The organism is Marinobacter shunpengi (assembly GCF_045449715.1).
GTDB lineage: Bacteria > Pseudomonadota > Gammaproteobacteria > Pseudomonadales > Oleiphilaceae > Marinobacter.
In genome coordinates this window covers 15,978-32,361 of record NZ_JBJJLA010000026.1, presented here as the reverse complement: position 1 = coordinate 32,361, position 16,384 = coordinate 15,978, and the positions used below count along the sequence as shown (strand labels likewise).

Annotated in this window: 15 protein-coding genes; 10 read left to right on the top strand and 5 right to left on the bottom strand. The window is 62.4% G+C overall.

The genetic code is table 11. The features are described from left to right. The first annotated feature begins 216 nt into the window (after nucleotides 1–216). The 6 genes from ACJO3T_RS18630 to ACJO3T_RS18605 all read left to right on the top strand — a co-directional run bounded on the left by ACJO3T_RS18630 (nucleotide 217) and on the right by ACJO3T_RS18605 (nucleotide 7,308). Nucleotides 217–648 carry a CoA-binding protein gene (locus ACJO3T_RS18630; protein ID WP_406965286.1) on the top strand — a complete coding sequence of 144 codons (432 nt, stop codon included), beginning with the start codon at nucleotides 217–219 and terminating at the stop codon, nucleotides 646–648. 247 nt (nucleotides 649–895) lie between these two features. Further along, nucleotides 896–3,103 (top strand): putative bifunctional diguanylate cyclase/phosphodiesterase, encoded by a 2,208-nt coding sequence (locus ACJO3T_RS18625; protein WP_406979459.1) that lies wholly within the window; start codon nucleotides 896–898, stop codon nucleotides 3,101–3,103. 69 nt (nucleotides 3,104–3,172) lie between these two features. Next, on the top strand, nucleotides 3,173–3,481 hold the full coding sequence (locus ACJO3T_RS18620) for a hypothetical protein (RefSeq protein WP_406979458.1): 309 nt from the start codon (nucleotides 3,173–3,175) through the stop codon (nucleotides 3,479–3,481). A gap of 271 nt (nucleotides 3,482–3,752) precedes the next feature. Next, nucleotides 3,753–4,193, top strand: a complete 441-nt coding sequence (locus tag ACJO3T_RS18615) for a MerR family transcriptional regulator (protein WP_406979457.1) — start codon at nucleotides 3,753–3,755, stop codon at nucleotides 4,191–4,193. Beyond that, nucleotides 4,186–6,738 (top strand): heavy metal translocating P-type ATPase, encoded by a 2,553-nt coding sequence (locus ACJO3T_RS18610; RefSeq protein ID WP_406979456.1) that lies wholly within the window; start codon nucleotides 4,186–4,188, stop codon nucleotides 6,736–6,738. Before ACJO3T_RS18615 ends, ACJO3T_RS18610 begins: the two co-directional genes overlap by 8 nt. A gap of 117 nt (nucleotides 6,739–6,855) precedes the next feature. Next, nucleotides 6,856–7,308: a DUF411 domain-containing protein gene (locus ACJO3T_RS18605; RefSeq protein ID WP_406979455.1), complete on the top strand. Its 453-nt coding sequence runs from the start codon at nucleotides 6,856–6,858 to the stop codon at nucleotides 7,306–7,308. 81 nt (nucleotides 7,309–7,389) lie between these two features. Here ACJO3T_RS18605 and ACJO3T_RS18600 read toward each other — a convergent pair whose 3' ends face one another. Genes ACJO3T_RS18600 through ACJO3T_RS18590 form a run of 3 tightly spaced genes read right to left on the bottom strand, consistent with a single transcriptional unit; the run spans nucleotide 7,390 to nucleotide 9,182 of the window. Continuing rightward, a complete protein-coding gene (locus tag ACJO3T_RS18600) occupies nucleotides 7,390–7,914 on the bottom strand; it encodes an ExbD/TolR family protein (RefSeq protein ID WP_406965275.1) in 525 nt (174 codons plus the stop codon). After that, nucleotides 7,911–8,441 carry an ExbD/TolR family protein gene (locus ACJO3T_RS18595; protein WP_406965273.1) on the bottom strand — a complete coding sequence of 177 codons (531 nt, stop codon included), beginning with the start codon at nucleotides 8,439–8,441 and terminating at the stop codon, nucleotides 7,911–7,913. The genes ACJO3T_RS18600 and ACJO3T_RS18595 overlap by 4 nt, the downstream gene beginning before the upstream one ends. A gap of 36 nt (nucleotides 8,442–8,477) precedes the next feature. Next, nucleotides 8,478–9,182, bottom strand: coding sequence for a MotA/TolQ/ExbB proton channel family protein (locus ACJO3T_RS18590; protein ID WP_406965272.1), 705 nt, complete (start codon nucleotides 9,180–9,182; stop codon nucleotides 8,478–8,480). A 274-nt stretch (nucleotides 9,183–9,456) separates the two neighbouring features. Here ACJO3T_RS18590 and ACJO3T_RS18585 point away from each other — a divergent pair, with 274 nt between their 5' ends. After that, a complete protein-coding gene (locus ACJO3T_RS18585; protein WP_406979454.1) occupies nucleotides 9,457–11,430 on the top strand; it encodes a ribonuclease R family protein in 1,974 nt (657 codons plus the stop codon). A 23-nt stretch (nucleotides 11,431–11,453) separates the two neighbouring features. On the opposite strand, the gene yihG is transcribed toward ACJO3T_RS18585, so the two are convergent. Continuing rightward, entirely contained in the window at nucleotides 11,454–12,362 is a 909-nt protein-coding gene (yihG, locus tag ACJO3T_RS18580; protein WP_406979452.1) for a 1-acylglycerol-3-phosphate O-acyltransferase, YihG family, read from the bottom strand. A gap of 99 nt (nucleotides 12,363–12,461) precedes the next feature. Here yihG and ACJO3T_RS18575 point away from each other — a divergent pair, with 99 nt between their 5' ends. From ACJO3T_RS18575 to tpx, 3 genes are all read left to right on the top strand, one after another. After that, on the top strand, nucleotides 12,462–13,364 hold the full coding sequence (locus ACJO3T_RS18575) for a LysR family transcriptional regulator (protein WP_406965248.1): 903 nt from the start codon (nucleotides 12,462–12,464) through the stop codon (nucleotides 13,362–13,364). 93 nt (nucleotides 13,365–13,457) lie between these two features. Next, the gene (locus tag ACJO3T_RS18570; RefSeq protein WP_406979451.1) at nucleotides 13,458–14,690 is read left to right on the top strand and encodes a multidrug effflux MFS transporter; all 1,233 of its coding nucleotides are present in this window, start codon (nucleotides 13,458–13,460) and stop codon (nucleotides 14,688–14,690) included. Nucleotides 14,691–14,802: 112 nt separating this feature from the next. Further along, nucleotides 14,803–15,300 carry a thiol peroxidase gene (gene tpx / locus ACJO3T_RS18565; protein ID WP_406965247.1) on the top strand — a complete coding sequence of 166 codons (498 nt, stop codon included), beginning with the start codon at nucleotides 14,803–14,805 and terminating at the stop codon, nucleotides 15,298–15,300. Between the two features lie 51 nt (nucleotides 15,301–15,351). Here tpx and curA read toward each other — a convergent pair whose 3' ends face one another. Further along, complete coding sequence (gene curA / locus ACJO3T_RS18560) at nucleotides 15,352–16,365, bottom strand: NADPH-dependent curcumin/dihydrocurcumin reductase (RefSeq protein ID WP_406979450.1); 1,014 nt, start codon at nucleotides 16,363–16,365, stop codon at nucleotides 15,352–15,354. Between the last annotated feature and the right edge of the window lie 19 nt (nucleotides 16,366–16,384).

Here is a 16,384-nt window from a genome sequence, read left to right as displayed (position 1 = left end):
AATTAACCACACGGCAGACTAATGAATCATACGGGCAATTCCACCCTCCGGCCCAGTGTCCCGCCCATTTTGCCTTGATAAAACAGGACTTCGGTCAACCTGGCCGTCATTTTCCGGTAGGCAGAGGCGAGTTGCACCCGTTAGTATGGGCCCTGGGAGTCTGCGCGGTAGAAATCGCGCAGACTCCCAGCAACACCACTATCCGGAGACTGATGCATGCCCGTAGAGCACCCGGAAATGATCCGCCAGATCCTGACCGATGTTCGCACCATTGCCCTGGTGGGTGCCAGCGAGAAACTCCACCGGCCCAGCCATGAAGTGATGGCCTACCTGCAGGGCCGGGGGTATCGGGTGATTCCGGTCAATCCCAGGCTGGCAGGCCGGACCCTTCTGGGCGAGACCGTCTATCCCGATCTGGCCGCCATTCCAGAGCCAGTGGACATGGCCGACCTGTTTCTGGCCCCGGAGCGGACCGACCAGGTGATCGATGCGGCCATCAGCTGCCGCATCCCGGTTGTCTGGATGCAGATCGGCGTGATCAACCATACCGGCGCCGGGCGGGCGGAAGCCGCCGGCCTCAAGGTGGTTATGGACCGGTGCCCGAAACAGGAAATACCGCGCCTGGGTATTCCCCCGGTCGCTGCCTGACCGTATAGTCTGGGGGCACAACCTGACGCACCTGGCGAAACAGTGACAGGGTGCCGCACATTTTTATTAAAAATGTGACATATTATTCAGGCGGCGTGTCATTTTGGACGCCAGTGCCCCGTCAGGGTTCTGGCAGCCGCTATAAGAAGAACAACAACGACGTGACCTTAACGCCCTGCTTCCGGAGACCCGTGTGCGTCTGAAACGCCCGCTATCAGTCGTCCTCGTTCGTCATTTAATGAGACCGATGTTTCCGGTCATCATCCTGTTGACCTTCCTGGGAATCGCAACCGCCCTCAAGCTGGGGCTGGATTCCGAGGAAGACGCCCAGATCCGCCAGACCCTGGCGTCCGAAACAGAGTCCCTGGCCCGCCGGCTGGAACATGACTTCCTCAATCACGTCATTGCCCTGCGCCGGATGGCCAGCCGCCTGGAACAACAACCCGATATGTCCAGGAAGTCCTGGAGCCAGGATGCCCGCAACTACCTCGAGGACTTCCAGACCTTCCAGGCCATCGAATGGATCGACCGCAATTTCGTGATCCGATGGATAGAGCCATTGGAGGGAAACACCGAAGCGCAGGGCTTCAACGTTGCCTTTTCCGAAGAACGGCTTGAGGAACTGACCCGGGCACGGCAGCAGGGCAGCCTGGATATTTCCGGCGTCATCAGCCTGACCCAGGGTGGCACGGGGCTGGTGGTCTATGCCCCGGTGGGCGCCGGGGCGGACAACAACGGCTTTATCGCCGGTGTTTTTCGCATGGAACGACTTGCCGATACTCTGATCATTCCCCATATCCGTGGCAACTTCAGTCTGGAGTTGCTGGAGGAAGGCGAAGTGACCTTCAGCCTTCCCGCCCAAACCGCCACCCAGAATCGTTTCTCCCATACCACCGCAACCAACCTGCCATCGGTGCAATGGGCCGTGCGGATCAGCCCCACCCAGGGGTGGGTGGAACGCTATCGTAGCAACTGGCCCTGGGCTACCTTCCTGAGCATGCTGGCACTGGGGCTGCTGGTTTCGCTCACCACCCTGCTGGTCCAGCTGGTACTGAAGCGCAACCAGGACCTGCTGCGAACCCGACGGGACCTGGAGGAAGAGATTGACCAGCGTATTGCCATCCAGCACGATCTGGAACGTCTGGCATCCACCGATACCCTCACGGGCCTGGCCAACCGCCGGTTCTTTATGGAGGACCTGGAGCACACCCTGTTGCAGGCCGACCGGCATATGCGACAGGTGGGGCTGATCATGATGGACCTGGACCGTTTCCAGATGCTGAACGACTCCCTGGGGCACCATTTCGGCGACGAGCTGCTGGCGATGGTCTCCAGGCGGCTCGACCAGCTCAGCGATGAACGAATCATGGTGGGATACTCCGGAGGCGACGAATTCATGGTCTGCCAGCAGCATGTGGATGACATCGACGACGTGATCCACCTGCTCGGCCAGATCAAGGGGTGTTTCGCCGAGCCGTTCGAGATCCACAATGAGAAGCACCACGTCACCGCCACCATGGGGGTTGCCGTCTATCCCCAGAGCGGCGTGGATGCCGACATCCTGCTACGCAACGCCGATATTGCCCTCTACCGCGCCAAGGAACAGGGGCGCAATACCTACCAGTTCTACACCGAGGGCATGCAGGAGCGGGAAGTGCGCCGCCTTGAGCTGGACAACGACCTGAGCGAGGCCCTGGCCCGGAACCAGTTCGAGCTCTATTTCCAGCCACAACTGGACCTGGCCACCTCCCAGTCGTCCAGCGTGGAAGCACTGATTCGCTGGAATCACCCGGAACGGGGTCTCGTCCCCCCCGTGGAATTCATACCGCTGGCCGAGGAAAGCGGTCGCATCACGGAAATCGGGCGCTGGGTGATCCGCGCGGCCTGCCAACAGATCCGCCAATGGCAGGGCACGGCCCTGGAGAACCTTCGTGTTGCAGTCAATATCTCCGGTCGCGAACTGGGTGAAGCCGACCTGCCGGAGTACCTGGCCCAGTGCTTTGATGAATACCAGGTCAGGCCCCAACAGTTGGAAATCGAACTGACCGAGGAATCGTTCATCGAGAACGTGAAACACAACCACGAGCAGATGAGGCGGATCAGCCAGCTCGGTGTTCACCTGGCGATTGACGATTTCGGGGTAGGCTATTCCTCCCTGGGTTACCTGCGGGACTTTACCGTGGACCTGCTCAAGATCGACCGCTCGTTCATCACCGATGTCACCCGGCGGCACGACGATGCGATCATCACCCGTGCCGTGATCAACCTGGCCCACAACCTGGGCATCCGGGTAGTGGCCGAGGGCGTGGAGACGGAGGAGCAGTTGGACTTCCTGAAGCAGCATCGCTGCGATATGGCCCAGGGTTACCTCATGAGCCGCCCGGTACCGGCTGGCGACCTGCCGGACGTGATCGCCGGGGGCCTGTTGGCCGTATCCCAGCAGCAGGATCATTAAGAACCCCGCAAAGCACGTGGTAAAATAGCGTCAGTGCAACCAACTTCGAGCCAACCCGACGGGATATCCATGGCCAGCTACCTGACCCCGGAACAAGACCAGCGCCTGCGCCGCTGGGAGACTGTCAACAAGTCCTACTTTATTTTCGCGTTCCTGGCCATGATCTGTCTGCTGGTCTTCAGCAGCCAGTTGGGCCTGTCCAGCGGCGATAGCTGGGGGCCTCTTGGTGTTTTGCTGGCCCTGCTGATCATTCCCATCATCGTCCTCCAACTCCGCCTGAAGTGCCCTGCCTGTGAGCGCCCTATCGGCTGGCAGGCCAAACTGATGGCTCCCGATCAGTGTCGGCATTGTGGGGTATTTCTTCGGGCTCGCCGGTAGTCTTCCAGTGACTCATACCTGGCCTGATGATTCGGTGCCTGGGCTCTGGGGTACCGGGGGACTTTCACCGCCGCAATTCACGGTCCATCCCTGGACCAACCTTGCTCCGCGCCTTCCCTGGCGCTGCTACGAAACACCCCCAGCCCCCTACCAACCCCCGGGCCCGCCCCAAAGCCCAGCCCCATTCATCCCATCAACACCCAACCCTTGACCTAGGAGCAACTCACAGGTTCTAGTCTATGGCTATCGATCAACCAAGTTGAGATAACCCATGAAAGTCAGCGAACTGGCAAAAGCGGCCGAGGTAAACCCGGACACCGTCCGGTTCTACACCCGGGAAGGCCTGCTCAACCCCACCCGTAACCCGGACAACAACTACCAGCAGTACGACGCCGAAGACCTGCGCCGGCTCCGGTTTGCCCGCAAGGCCCGGCAACTGGGATTCTCGCTGCCGGAAATCCGCGCCATTCTGGAACAGGCGGACGAGCACCACTCCCCCTGCCCCATGGTCCGTGACGTATTCGAAGACCGGCTGGCCAGCGTGGAACGGGAAATCGCCGAACTCCAGCAACTGCGCGAACGCATGAGGAGCGCCCTCACCGCCTGGCAGGCCATGCCCGACGGCACCCCGGACGGCCATACCATCTGCCGGCTGATCGAACACTGGGACGATGACCAACCCCACCATAACGGAGACTGCCACCATGGCTGATGTCGAAACCGTAACGCCCGCACTCTCCATATCCGGGGCCAGTTGCCAGGGTTGCATCGACAAGATCAGGGCCGCGCTGGCTCCCCTGGTGGATAGCACAGACGATATTGAGGTCGACCTGGAACGACAGACCGTGGCGCTCCCCTACAATGTGAACCTGGACGACGCCGCCGCAAGGGTTACCGACGCCGGCTATCCGGCCCAGGCCCTGACAGAAGAACCGGCCTCGTGCTGTCGGGGAGGCGGTGCTTCCGAAGAGCAGCCAGACGCGCCAGCGCAAACGACAGAGCCCACCAGCGGGGAAGACCAGATACAACTCGCCGTTACCGGTGCCACCTGCTCCTCCTGCGTCGCCACCATTGAGAAGGCCCTGACCTCCGTATCGGGAATTACCGGTGCGTACATGAACCTGGCCGACAACACCGCCACCGCATACGGTAACGCCAGCGCCGAGACCCTGGTGCAGGCCGTGAAAAGTGCCGGCTATGGTGCCTCAGTGATTGAGGACGCAGAGGCCGCGGATCGCGAGAAGCAGGCACAGGACCGCAGGGACTACCGGGACATGCTGATCAAGATGGCCGTCAGCCTGGGGCTGGGGATCGGCCTGATGGTCTACGGCATGGGCTTCGGCTCCATGATGGTCGGCGACACCAACCAGCTCACCTGGATCAACCTGGGCATCCTGACCCTTGCGGTCATGGTGGCGACCGGGCGTCATTTCTTTATCGGGGCCGCCAAGGCTTTCCGCCATCACAATGCCAATATGGATACCCTGATTGCCCTGGGCACCGGCACCGCCTGGGTCTATTCGATGGTGGTGTCCATCTTCCCGGGTGTGTTTCCCGAGATGGCCCGCCATGTGTACTTTGAAGCCTCCGCCATGATCATCGGCCTGATCAACCTGGGGCAGGCCCTGGAACTCCGGGCCAAGGGCAAGACCTCCGAAGCGGTCCGCCGACTGCTCGACCTGCGTGCAAAAACCGCCCGGGTGATCCGCGATGGCCAGGAGCAGGATCTGCCGGTGGAACAGGTTCGCAAGGGCGATCATATCCGCGTACGCCCCGGCGAGAAGCTACCCGTGGACGGTGTGGTGGTCGACGGCGACACCCGCATTGACGAGAGCATGCTCACCGGTGAGCCCATGCCGGTCACCAAAACCGCGGGCGATGAGGTCTCCGCCGGCACTCTCAATACCCAGGGTGCCATTGTCTATGAAGCCACCCGCGTGGGCAGCGAAACCGCCCTGGCCCAGATCATCAGGCTGGTGAAGAAGGCCCAGGGCTCTAAACCCGCCATTGGCCGGCTGGCCGACAAAATCTCCGCCGTGTTTGTGCCCAGTGTGATGCTGGTTGCCGTGGTCACGGCCCTGGTCTGGTTCAACCTGGGGCCGGACCCCCGGGTGGTCCACATGATGGTGGCGGCCACCACGGTACTGATCATCGCCTGCCCCTGTGCCCTGGGTCTGGCCACCCCCATGTCGGTTATTGTCGGCGTGGGCAAGGCCGCCGAATACGGCGTGCTGATCCGCCAGGGCGAAGCCCTGCAGACCGCCGGTAAGCTGGACCTGGTGATCCTCGACAAGACCGGCACCATCACCGAAGGACGCCCCAGGGTCACCCATGTCCATTCGGCAGATAACGACAGCGAAAGGCTTCTATCACTGGCCGCCGCCCTGGAACGGCACTCCGAACACCCGCTGGCAGAGGCCATCGTGAATCATGCGGAAGAACAGGCAGTGACACAGGCCACCGTGACCGGCTTCGAGGCCCTCAACGGCAAGGGGGTACAGGCAAACCTGGATGGCCAGACCCTGCGCCTGGGCAACCGCCGCTGGCTGGAAGAAGAGGGTATCGACCTTTCCTCCCTGGTAGACGCCGCCCGGTCGATCACCGACGACGCCGGTACGCCCCTGTTCCTGACCAGGGGAACCGAGGCCCTGGGGGTGATTGGCGTGGCCGACGCCATCAAGGAAGACTCCGGCGCCGCGATCCGCCGCCTTCACGATTCCGGCATCCGGGTGATGATGGTGACAGGCGACGTGCAGGCCACCGCAGACGCCATTGCACGCAAGGCCGATATCGACGATGTCCGCGCCGAGGTGTTGCCTGAAGACAAGGCCAGTATCGTGGAAGAGATGCGTGGCAAGGGCTACACCGTGGCCATGGTGGGCGACGGTATCAACGATGCCCCGGCCCTGGCCGCCGCCGACGTGGGATTCGCCATCGGCACCGGCACCGACGTGGCCATCGAAAGCGCGTCTGTCACCCTGATGCGTGGTTCCCTGCACGGGGTGGCGGATGCCATTGAGGTGTCCCGGGCTACGGTACGCAACATCCACCAGAACCTGTTCGGGGCCTTTGTCTACAACACCCTGGGCATTCCCATCGCCGCCGGGGTGCTCTACCCGGTCTGGGGTGTGTTAATGAGCCCGATCCTGGCGGGTGCGGCCATGTCCCTGTCGTCGGTCACGGTGGTCAGCAACGCCAACCGTCTACGGCTTTTCAGGCCCCGTCACACAACCGCTTCACAGGAGAGGAACCCATGACAACGTTACTGGTCAACCTGGCAGGACTGGTACTGATGGGCGCCATTGTCTGGTGGTTCTGGCTGTCCGGCACCGACGCTCCCGATACACAACACGATCATCACTGAGGAATACACCATGAAACAACGGATTCTGGCCGCTGGCCTTATCGCAGCACTGGCCACCAGCTACAGCGCCCTCGCCGAGGAAAACGCCCTCTCCATAGAGGTCTACAAGTCGCCGTCCTGCGGCTGCTGCGGTGACTGGGTGGATCACCTGGAAGAGAATGGCTTTCAGGTGGATGTTACCGACACCGCCAACCTGAACCAGGTCAAGATGGACGCGGGACTGCCCCCCCAGCTATCCAGTTGCCATACCGCCTTTATCGGCGATTACGTGATTGAGGGCCATGTGCCTGCAGCGGACATCAAACGTCTGGTGGACTCGGCCCCGCAGGCCCATGGTCTGACCGTGCCGGGCATGCCCGTTGGTTCCCCCGGTATGGAAATGGATGACCGCAAAGACCCCTACCAGGTGCTGCTGTTCAACGAGGCGGGCCAGACCCGGGTATTTGCCGAGTACCACCAATGAGTGGGGCTATTGATGATCCGCAGGCGACGGCGATCGCTGTCACTCTCTTCCCAGGGCAACCCATAGCGGCGCTCAGCCATGTTACGCGCCCTCCGGATTCTTCTGGGTGACCGCCAGGGAAATGGCCGAATAACCCGCCTCGGTGCAGGAGGCCATCAGCTTGCGCAGTACCGCGTAGGGCAACTCCTGGTCCGCCAGGATATTGACCGGTCGACCTGCCATGGCCGCTACGTCGCCGGCTGCATCGGTTTCCTCAACCCGCTCGGGCGCCTCCAGAGCCGACAGGGCCTGGGTCAGGGGCGGGGCGACCGCCGCTTCACCGGCTTCCAGATCCGCCCGGGTCATGATCAACTGACCATTGAGCAGGATATTGTCAGCGGTGACGATCAGGGTCGGGGCGTCCTCCGGCGACTGCTGGGACGTGGACTCCGGCAGTACGATTTCCGGGTTGTCGCTGATCAACTGGTTGTCCGCCGAGGAATTCACCATCAGGAAGAACACCAGGATGGTGAAGATATCCATCAGCGACACCAGGTTCAGCTTGCCCTGGTTTTTGGTGCGGCGATGGTGGCGCCGCAACCGGCGGGCCCGTGGGGATTCCTTCACGGCGACACCTCCCCAACACGACTCTGCGGGGCGTCACCCACGGAGATATTGGGGAACAGCTTCACCTCCACCAGGCTGGTCACCTCCACGGTGTGGAACGAGCGCACCGTGTCCATCACCCGGATCAGGGTCTGGTAGTGGGTGTCCGGGCTGGATTTGACGGTGATGTCCTCCTGCTCCGGCCATTGCTTCTTGAGCTGTTTCATCACCAGCAACAACTGGTCGTAGTCCGGCGTTGCCGTGTCGCCTTCTTCACTGTCGCTCACCTGCAATGGTGGAATCTCGCGGAGTACATGGCCTTCGCTGTCGGTGACCGCAAGCTGCTGCCCGGTGATGATCACCACGGGCCTTATCGGCTGCTCCTCGGCGGCGGCGCCGGAACTGCGTGGAAAATTCAGCTCAATGATGGTGGTGCGGGCAAAGACCACACTCATCAGCAGCACCGGCACCAGCACGATCATCAGGTTGAGGAACGGGGTGACGTCCAGGTCCGCTTCACTTGTCAGCCGGCGATGTCTGCGCCTCATGGCGTTCTCCTGACCAGTAGCATCCGCGTGGGTACCTTAGTTCGAGGAGGCGCCCGCCCCTTTGGGCGGTGGAGACTGGGGAGCAGCCCGGGACGCCGCTGCCGGGGCGGGAGGGTTGGCATCACTGATCAGGTTGAGCACCTTGATGCCGGCCATCTCGAAGCTGTCGACAATCTCGTTGGTGCGGGTCTGCAACAGGGCGTGGATCAGCAGCAGTGGAATGGCGGCGATCAGGCCGAAGGCGGTGGTGCTCATGGCCAGGGAGATACTGCTGGAGAGCATGGCCTGGCGGTTGCCGGCAGCTTCGTCGGCCCCCAGGGCGGTAAAGGCATCGATCAGGCCAAAGATAGTACCGAGCAGCCCCAGCAGGGTCGCCACGTTGGCCAGGGTGGCCAGGTACTGGGTGCGCTTCTCCAGTCTCGGCATCACTTCCAGCAACCCCTCCTCCATGGCGTACTCGATATCCTCCCGTGGCTGCTTGCGGGCCAGGCGCAGCAGGCCGGCACCAATCATGGTGGCCATGGCGCTGCCGGAGTCCCGGGCGTAGTTCAGGGCGCCCTTGAGGTCCTTGCGGTACAACATGTCGTGGAGCTTGCGGAAGTCCCGGCGGTTGATGTGCTTCTGGGTGGTCAGGTACAGCCAGCGCTCCACGGCGACAATGAGCCCGATCAGCAGGACAATGGCGATAACGACCATGAAGGGGCCGCCGTCCTGGAAGAAGCCAGCAAAGGATTCGATCATGGTGGGTTACTCCTGGGTGTCCTGTGATCGTGAATCAAGTCGGGGCTGGTGGTAGCGGTCACCAGCATGGCCATAAGCACAAAACCCAGGATTTTCGACAAGATACGGATTAGCGTCACTGTCCACCTCGGAGAACCGGATTAAACTACCGACATTGTGCCACCGTATAACGTCGATTGCCGGACCTTAATCTCACCCACAGACCATCTGACGCGGACGGTCATAACCGGTATACTCCGGCCAACAGTCACTTTCCATCAGCCAGGTTTCGTTCATGCTCAATGCCGACGCGCTCAACCAGTTGCGCCAGCTCAAAACCGATATCAAGGATAACAAGGTGGTCTACTCCGGCACCGTCAAGGCCACCAACGGTCGTTTCGGGTTTGTGGCACTGGACGAGGGCCGCGACGTGTTCCTGCCTCCCGAGGAGATGCAGAAAGTACTGCCCGGTGACCGGGTGACCGTGTCCGAAGTACCCGGCGAGAAGGGCCGCACCCAGGGCCTGGTAGAGACGCTGGAAACCACCAGCCTGACCACCTTTGTCGGCCGCTACCTGGTCAGGGGCAAGGGCCACTTCGTGGCGCCGGAAACCCCCGGCATCGGGCGCTGGATCTTCATTCCGCCCAAGGAGCGCCAGGACGCGAAACCGGATGACTTCATCTACTGCCGCATCCTCCGCCACCCCATCAAGGACGGCAAGGGGCAGGCCCAGATCCTGCGGGTGATCGGCAAGACCGGCGACCCCGGCATCGAGCGCAACTTTACCCTGGCCAGCTTCGATATGGACGACGAGTTCCCCGAGGCGGTGCGGAGCCAGGCGGATGCCTTGTCCGAGGCATCCATCACACCACTCGTCGAGGGACGTGAAGACCGTACCGGGCAGCCCTACGTCACCATCGACAGCCCGGGCACCCAGGACATGGACGACGCCCTGCTGGTGGAACCCAATGCCACTGGCTGGCGCCTGTCCGTCGCCATTGCCGACCCCACCGCGCTGGTGCCCCAGGATTCGCCAGCGGACGTGGAAGCCCGTCAGCGGGCCACGGCCATCTACTTTCCCGGTGAACCCCGGCCCATGCTGCCGGATGCCATCAGCACCCGACTGTGTTCATTGATGCCGGAGGTGGACCGGCTGGCCCTGGTGTGCGACCTGCAGGTGAACAATGACGGTAGCCTGGGAGAGTTCAGCTTCCACCAGGCGGTTATCCGCTCCCGGGGCAAGCTCAGCTATGAGCTGGTGAACCAGTTGCTGGACGACCAGCACAACGAGGAAACCGACGCCCTGGCCCCGGAGATCACCAACAACCTGGACCAGCTTCACCAGGCCGCCACGGCACTGCGCAAATGGCGCTCCGACCACGCCCTGCTGAACACCGATCGCCCGGAATTCCGCCTGCGGCTGGATGAAAACCGCCGCATCCGCACCATCGAACCGGCGGTGCAGAACGAGGCCCACCGGTTGGTGGAGGAATGCATGGTGGCCGCCAACCGCTGCGCCGCGCAGTTCCTGTCGGAGCTGGACCACGGGCTGTTCATCACCCACCCGGGCGTTCGCGATGACCGTACTGACAACATCCGCACCCTGCTGGAGCGCTACGCTCCGGAACTGGCGTCCATCGACCCGTCCTCGCCGGAAGGCTTCCGGGACCTGATGGTACGTACCGCCGACCTGGACGCGGAGGTGCCGGTCAAGACCATCATCGCCCGCCAGCTTGCCCGGGCCGAGATGGCCTTCGAGCCGGCACCGCACCAGGGCATGGGGCTGCCGGCCTATACCACCTTTACCTCACCGTTGCGGCGTTATGTGGATTTCTACGTGCATCGGCTGATCAAAGCGGCCCTGTGGCAGGAACAGCACCAGACCATGGCCCGGGAGGGGCTGGAACAGTTGCAGTCGGCACAGATCCAGGCCCGCCAGGCGTCCAACAGCCTGGAGAACTGGCTCAAGAGCGACTATGCACGCCAGCTTGAGGAGGGGGCGACCTTTACCGGGGTGATCACCCGGACCCTGCCCGCCGGTTTCTTTGTCCGGCTGGACGACAATGGCCTGGAAGGCTTCGTCAGCTGCAAGACCCTCTCAGGCAAGTACAGCTTTGATCCGGTGACCCTGCGACTGGAAGCCACCAAGGGGGCCCGCATCTTCCAGCTTGACCAGGCGGTCACGGTGACATTCGGTGGTGTCGACGACGAGCGGCGGCAGATCCACTTCGAGCTGGTGGCTGACTCGGCGGAAACGCCGGCAGAGTGACTGATATAGCCGGCGGGGCTGACTCAGTCGCCGCCGGCCTCCGTCAGCATTCGCTCCAGGCGCTCGTCCTTCTCGCGCCACAGGTCCGCCAGCCAGTCCTTGATCCGCCGGCGGTACTCCGCATCGTTGGCGTAATCCCGCCCCTTGAGGTCGTCCGGAATCGGACGGGTATGAACCTCCATACGGACCTCACTGACCCGGCCACAGAGGAAATCCCAGAAGCTGGGCGCCCCACCGGGATAGGCGATGGTCACATCCACCAGGGTTTCCATGGCATCGCCCATGGCATCCAGCACGAAACCCACGCCGCCGGCCTTGGGGGTCAGCAGGTGCCGGTAGACTGATGACTTCTGCTGCCTGAGTTTTTCCGGCGTGGCCCGCGTGCCCTCGACAAAGTTCATCACACTGACCGGGGTGAAGCGGAACTTCTCACAGGCCCGGCGGGTGGTCGCCAGGTCCTGGCCCCGTTTCTCCGGGTGCTTGAGCAGGTACTGGGGGGAATGCCGCTTCATGAACGGGAAGTCCAGTCCCCACCAGGCAATGCCAATCACCGGCACCCAGATCAGTTCCTTTTTCAGGAAAAACTTGAGGAACGGCGCGCGGCGATTGAACATCCACTGCATGGCCAGGATGTCCACCCAGCTCTGGTGATTGCTCAACACCAGGTACCAGCTTTCCCGCTCCAGCTCCCCGGCGCCGGTCACGGTCCAGCGGGTGCGCTGGGTCAGGCGCATCCAGGCCTTGTTGCCGGCCACCCAGTTTTCCGCTACCCAGATGATCAGCCGGGTGCAGCCAACGCGGAATCCCTTGTGGGGAACCAGCAGCTTGAGAAGTGCGGGAATATAAAGGAACAGGGCCCAGAACAGGGTGTTCAGGATCAACAGCGTGGTCGCAATAACGCCGATTAACGGCTTCGGCAGGAATCCCAACATCAAACGTATTCCATCGGTCATTGTGGTAAGCGGTGCATCATACCAAGCCTGGGTAGGGTCGGCGAACACCTGTAAGCCGACCAATGCTACACTTGATCCATGAAAGCCATCGATCAATCAAACCTGGACACCCGCTCCCTGGACGTGTTCCTGGCGGTACTGCGGGAGAACAGCGTGTCCCGGGCTGCCGAACGCCTGGGCATGAGCCAGTCCGCGGTCAGCCATACCCTGGAAAGGCTGCGCCAGGCGCTGGGAGATCCCCTGTTCGTGAAGTCCGGTCGTGGCATCGCCCCCACCCGGTACGCCATCAAGACCGGCCCCCACATCCGGCAGATCCTGGACGAACTGCGGGCACTGCCCGAGGGGCCACCCTTCGACCCCGCCACGGCGGAATTCACCTTCACCATAGCCGCCAACGACTACCAGCGCGACCTGCTGCTGCCGCCGCTGATGGCCAGGCTGTGGGAACGGGCACCGGGCATCAGGCTACAGGTGATGCCCTCGGGTATACCCACCGCCGACATGCTGCGGGACGATGTGTGTGACCTGATCATCACACCCCATGCACCGGACGCCGGGGACATCATCCAGAAGGGCCTGCTCCGGGACCGGATGGTGATTTTCTATGATGCCTCACAACGCCAGCCCCCCGGGGACCTGGCGGAATACCTGAAGGCAAGGCATGTGGATGTGCTGTTCCGGACCGGTGAACATACCGGCCTGGAGAACTCCCTGCAGGCCCGGGGGCTGAGCCGCCACATCGTGGTGACGGTGTCCAACTTCTCCGGTCTGCCGGAATTCCTGCGGGGCACCAGTCTGCTGGCAACGGCCCCGTCCCGCATGCGTCACCAACTCCTGCGGGGCTTTGCCACCGCTCCCCTGCCCTTCGACTACCGGGAAGTGAACCTGCTGATGGTCTGGCACCAGCGCTACCATGCCGACGCCGGGCACCGCTGGCTTCGCAATGAACTGGCTGCCACCGCCCGCCTCCTGGACAACTGATCGATATTCTTAATAGGTCGTATCGATGTCCGGGCCGTTATCTTTGCCCTCCGGGAACGTAGACTGGTGTCCCGTTTGAAAACTGATCCGACCATGCTTGCACTGACCAGTATCTGGACCACCATCCTGTTGGCCGCCGCCGTGGCCCTCGGGCCCCTGGCCACCGACATGTACTTGCCGGCCCTGCCGTCCATGGGGGATGCCCTGTCGGCCGGTCCCGACCAGGTGCAACTGACCCTCAGCCTGTACATGGCCGGGTTCGCCCTGGCCCAGCTTTTCTGCGGTCCCCTGGCGGACCGGTTCGGACGCAAGCCGATCATGATTGGCGGCTTCCTGCTGTTCTTTATCGCCAGTGTCGGCTGTGCCCTGGCCACCAATGTGGAAACCCTGCTGCTGTGCCGCTTCCTGCAGGCCATTGGCGGCTCCGCGGGCCCGGTACTGGGGCGTGCCGCCATCCGTGATATCTATACCCCACGGGAGGCCTCGCGCATCATGGCGATCCTCGCCAGCATCATGGCCCTGGCGCCGGCGGTGGCGCCAACCCTGGGCGGGTTCCTGCTGGCCGGCTTCGGCTGGCCCTCCATCTTCATTGCCCTGGGCGGTTATGCGCTGGTCATGATGGTCGTGGTAGCATTCGGTATCCCGGAACCCATGGCCCCCGCCAATCGCCAGTCCCTGAAAATTCGGAACCTGGCCCGGAACTACCGGCACATCGGCACGGATCCCAGCTTTATCGGTTACACCCTGACCAATGCCTTTGCCTTTTCAGGGCTGTTTGCCTTCCTGTCCGGATCGTCCTTCGTGCTCATCGACTTCCTCGGCGTGGCGCCGGAACACTATGGCCTGTATTTCGCCTGTGTCGTGGCGGGGTATATTTCCGGCAACCTGGGGGCGGTCCGTCTGGGCCGGCGGCTGGTGCCCGACCAGATCCTGGTCAGGGGCCTGATGACCAGCGTCGCAGGAGGCGTGACCATGGCCGGCCTCGCCATGACGGAGGTCTACAACGTATGGGCGGTGATGATTCCACAGGCCGTGGTGATGATGGGAGTCGGCATGACGCTGCCCCAGACCATGGCTGGCGCCCTGGCCAATTTCCCCACCATGGCCGGTTCCGCCTCCGCCCTGTTCGGTTTCGGACAGATGGCCCTGGCCGCCGGTATCGGCGCCCTGGTGGGCCAGCTCTACACCGGCACTTCACTGGTGATGGCCAGCATCATCGCCGCCTGTGCGGTGGCGGCACTGGCCGCCTACCTGCTCCTGGTCCAGCGTTATCCGGCACCGGGTTTCGAGCCGCCCCAGGAATCTGTACGGCAGAAAGTCGCGTAAACTCCTGAGCGTTACTGAAATTTCTGGTCGACGAGCCGGAAAAAATACCGTTTACTGAGAGCTTTACCGGAACGCAGACCGGGCTTCAAAACCAACCAGCAAGGAGAAACCAATGAGCAAAGTCACCCTGGGCGGCAATCCGCTGGAAGTCAGCGGCACCTTTCCCCAGCCGGGCGACACCGCACCGGATTTCACCCTGACCACCGGCGACCTGAACGATGTGGGCCTCGACCATTTCGCCGGCAAGCGCAAAATCCTCAACATCATCCCCAGTATCGATACCGGCGTCTGTGCCGCCTCCACCCGCAAGTTCAATGAAAAGGCCGGCGGCCTCGACAATACCGAGGTGCTGGTGGTCTCCGCGGATCTCCCCTTTGCCGCCGGTCGGTTCTGTGGCGCGGAAGGCATCGAGGGCGTGCAAACCCTGTCCACCTTCCGCAACTACAGCTTCCAGCAGGACTACGGGGTGGCACTGCAGACCGGTCCTCTGGCGGGCCTGTGCGCCCGGGCCGTAGTGGTGCTCGACGAGAATAACAAGATCCTGCACAGCCAGCTTGTGGACGAGATCAAGGAGGAACCAGACTACGACGCCGCCCTGGCGGTGCTGTAGCCAGGAGTCTGCACGGCAGAAAGTCCCGCCGCTGCAACCGCCCTGGCAGTATCAGGACACCCTGACTACCAGCTTGCCACGGTTGTTCCCCTGGAGCAGTCCCTGGAAGGCGTTCAGGGTGTTCTCAAACCCCTCCACCACGTCTTCCCGATACTTTACCTTGCCCTCTTTCAGCCACTGCCCCATCTCCCGTCGGAACTCCGGCAGCAGTTCGTTATGGTCGGACTGGATAAACCCCCGGAACATCAGACGCTTGATCAGGATCTGTCCCATGAAGGGGATAAGCCGGTCCGGACCCTCTGGCAGCCTGGTCTGGTTGTAGTGGGCGATCCGTCCACAGACCGGGATACGGGCAAAGTCGTTGACCAGGGTCATCACGGCCTCGAATACCTTACCACCCACATTCTCGAAATAGACATCGATCCCGTCGGGGCAGGCCTCCTGGAGCTGTTCCTCGAAATCCTCGTCCTTGTAGTTCACACAGGCATCGAAGCCGTACTCGGACTTCACGTAGTCACACTTATCCTCCGCGCCGGCAACGCCAACCACCCGGCAGCCCTTCATCTTCGCGATCTGCCCGACCACCTGACCCACGGCGCCGGAGGCGGCGGACACCACCACCGTTTCCCCCGGTTGTGGACGGCCAAACTCCCGCAGCCCCACATAGGCGGTGAAGCCGGGCATACCGATCACACCCAGCCAGGCACTTGGCGGGGCGATATCGGGATCAATGCGGTAGAGGCTATCCGGGGTCGCCATCGAGTGGGTCTGCCAGCCGGTACGGCCAATCACCAGGTCTCCGGGAGACAGGTCCGGGTGGTGACTTTCCAGGACCTCGCTGACCGCCTCTCCGGTCATCACCTCACCCAGAGCGACCGGCGTCGCGTAGGAGGCGGTATCGTTCATGCGGCCGCGCATGTAGGGATCAAGGGACAGGTAACGGGTCTTCAGCAGGACCTCGCCTTCACCCGCTTCGGGCATGGCGGTTTCTTCCAGACGCAAATGGGTGTCATCGGGCATGCCGACGGGGCGCTGTACCAGCGTGAATTGTTGGTTTCCTGACATATCAAACCTCTCTGTACTC

Coding starts and splice junctions, on each gene's coding strand:
- ACJO3T_RS18585 (WP_406979454.1), top strand. CDS start 9,457: ATGCTCAATGCCGACGCGCTCAACCAGTTGCGCCAGCTCAAAACCGAT.
- ACJO3T_RS18625 (WP_406979459.1), top strand. CDS start 896: ATGTTTCCGGTCATCATCCTGTTGACCTTCCTGGGAATCGCAACCGCC.
- ACJO3T_RS18620 (WP_406979458.1), top strand. CDS start 3,173: ATGGCCAGCTACCTGACCCCGGAACAAGACCAGCGCCTGCGCCGCTGG.
- ACJO3T_RS18575 (WP_406965248.1), top strand. CDS start 12,462: ATGAAAGCCATCGATCAATCAAACCTGGACACCCGCTCCCTGGACGTG.
- curA (WP_406979450.1), bottom strand. CDS start 16,365: ATGTCAGGAAACCAACAATTCACGCTGGTACAGCGCCCCGTCGGCATG.
- yihG (WP_406979452.1), bottom strand. CDS start 12,362: ATGTTGGGATTCCTGCCGAAGCCGTTAATCGGCGTTATTGCGACCACG.
- ACJO3T_RS18615 (WP_406979457.1), top strand. CDS start 3,753: ATGAAAGTCAGCGAACTGGCAAAAGCGGCCGAGGTAAACCCGGACACC.
- tpx (WP_406965247.1), top strand. CDS start 14,803: ATGAGCAAAGTCACCCTGGGCGGCAATCCGCTGGAAGTCAGCGGCACC.
- ACJO3T_RS18630 (WP_406965286.1), top strand. CDS start 217: ATGCCCGTAGAGCACCCGGAAATGATCCGCCAGATCCTGACCGATGTT.
- ACJO3T_RS18610 (WP_406979456.1), top strand. CDS start 4,186: ATGGCTGATGTCGAAACCGTAACGCCCGCACTCTCCATATCCGGGGCC.
- ACJO3T_RS18590 (WP_406965272.1), bottom strand. CDS start 9,182: ATGATCGAATCCTTTGCTGGCTTCTTCCAGGACGGCGGCCCCTTCATG.
- ACJO3T_RS18595 (WP_406965273.1), bottom strand. CDS start 8,441: ATGAGGCGCAGACATCGCCGGCTGACAAGTGAAGCGGACCTGGACGTC.
- ACJO3T_RS18605 (WP_406979455.1), top strand. CDS start 6,856: ATGAAACAACGGATTCTGGCCGCTGGCCTTATCGCAGCACTGGCCACC.
- ACJO3T_RS18570 (WP_406979451.1), top strand. CDS start 13,458: ATGCTTGCACTGACCAGTATCTGGACCACCATCCTGTTGGCCGCCGCC.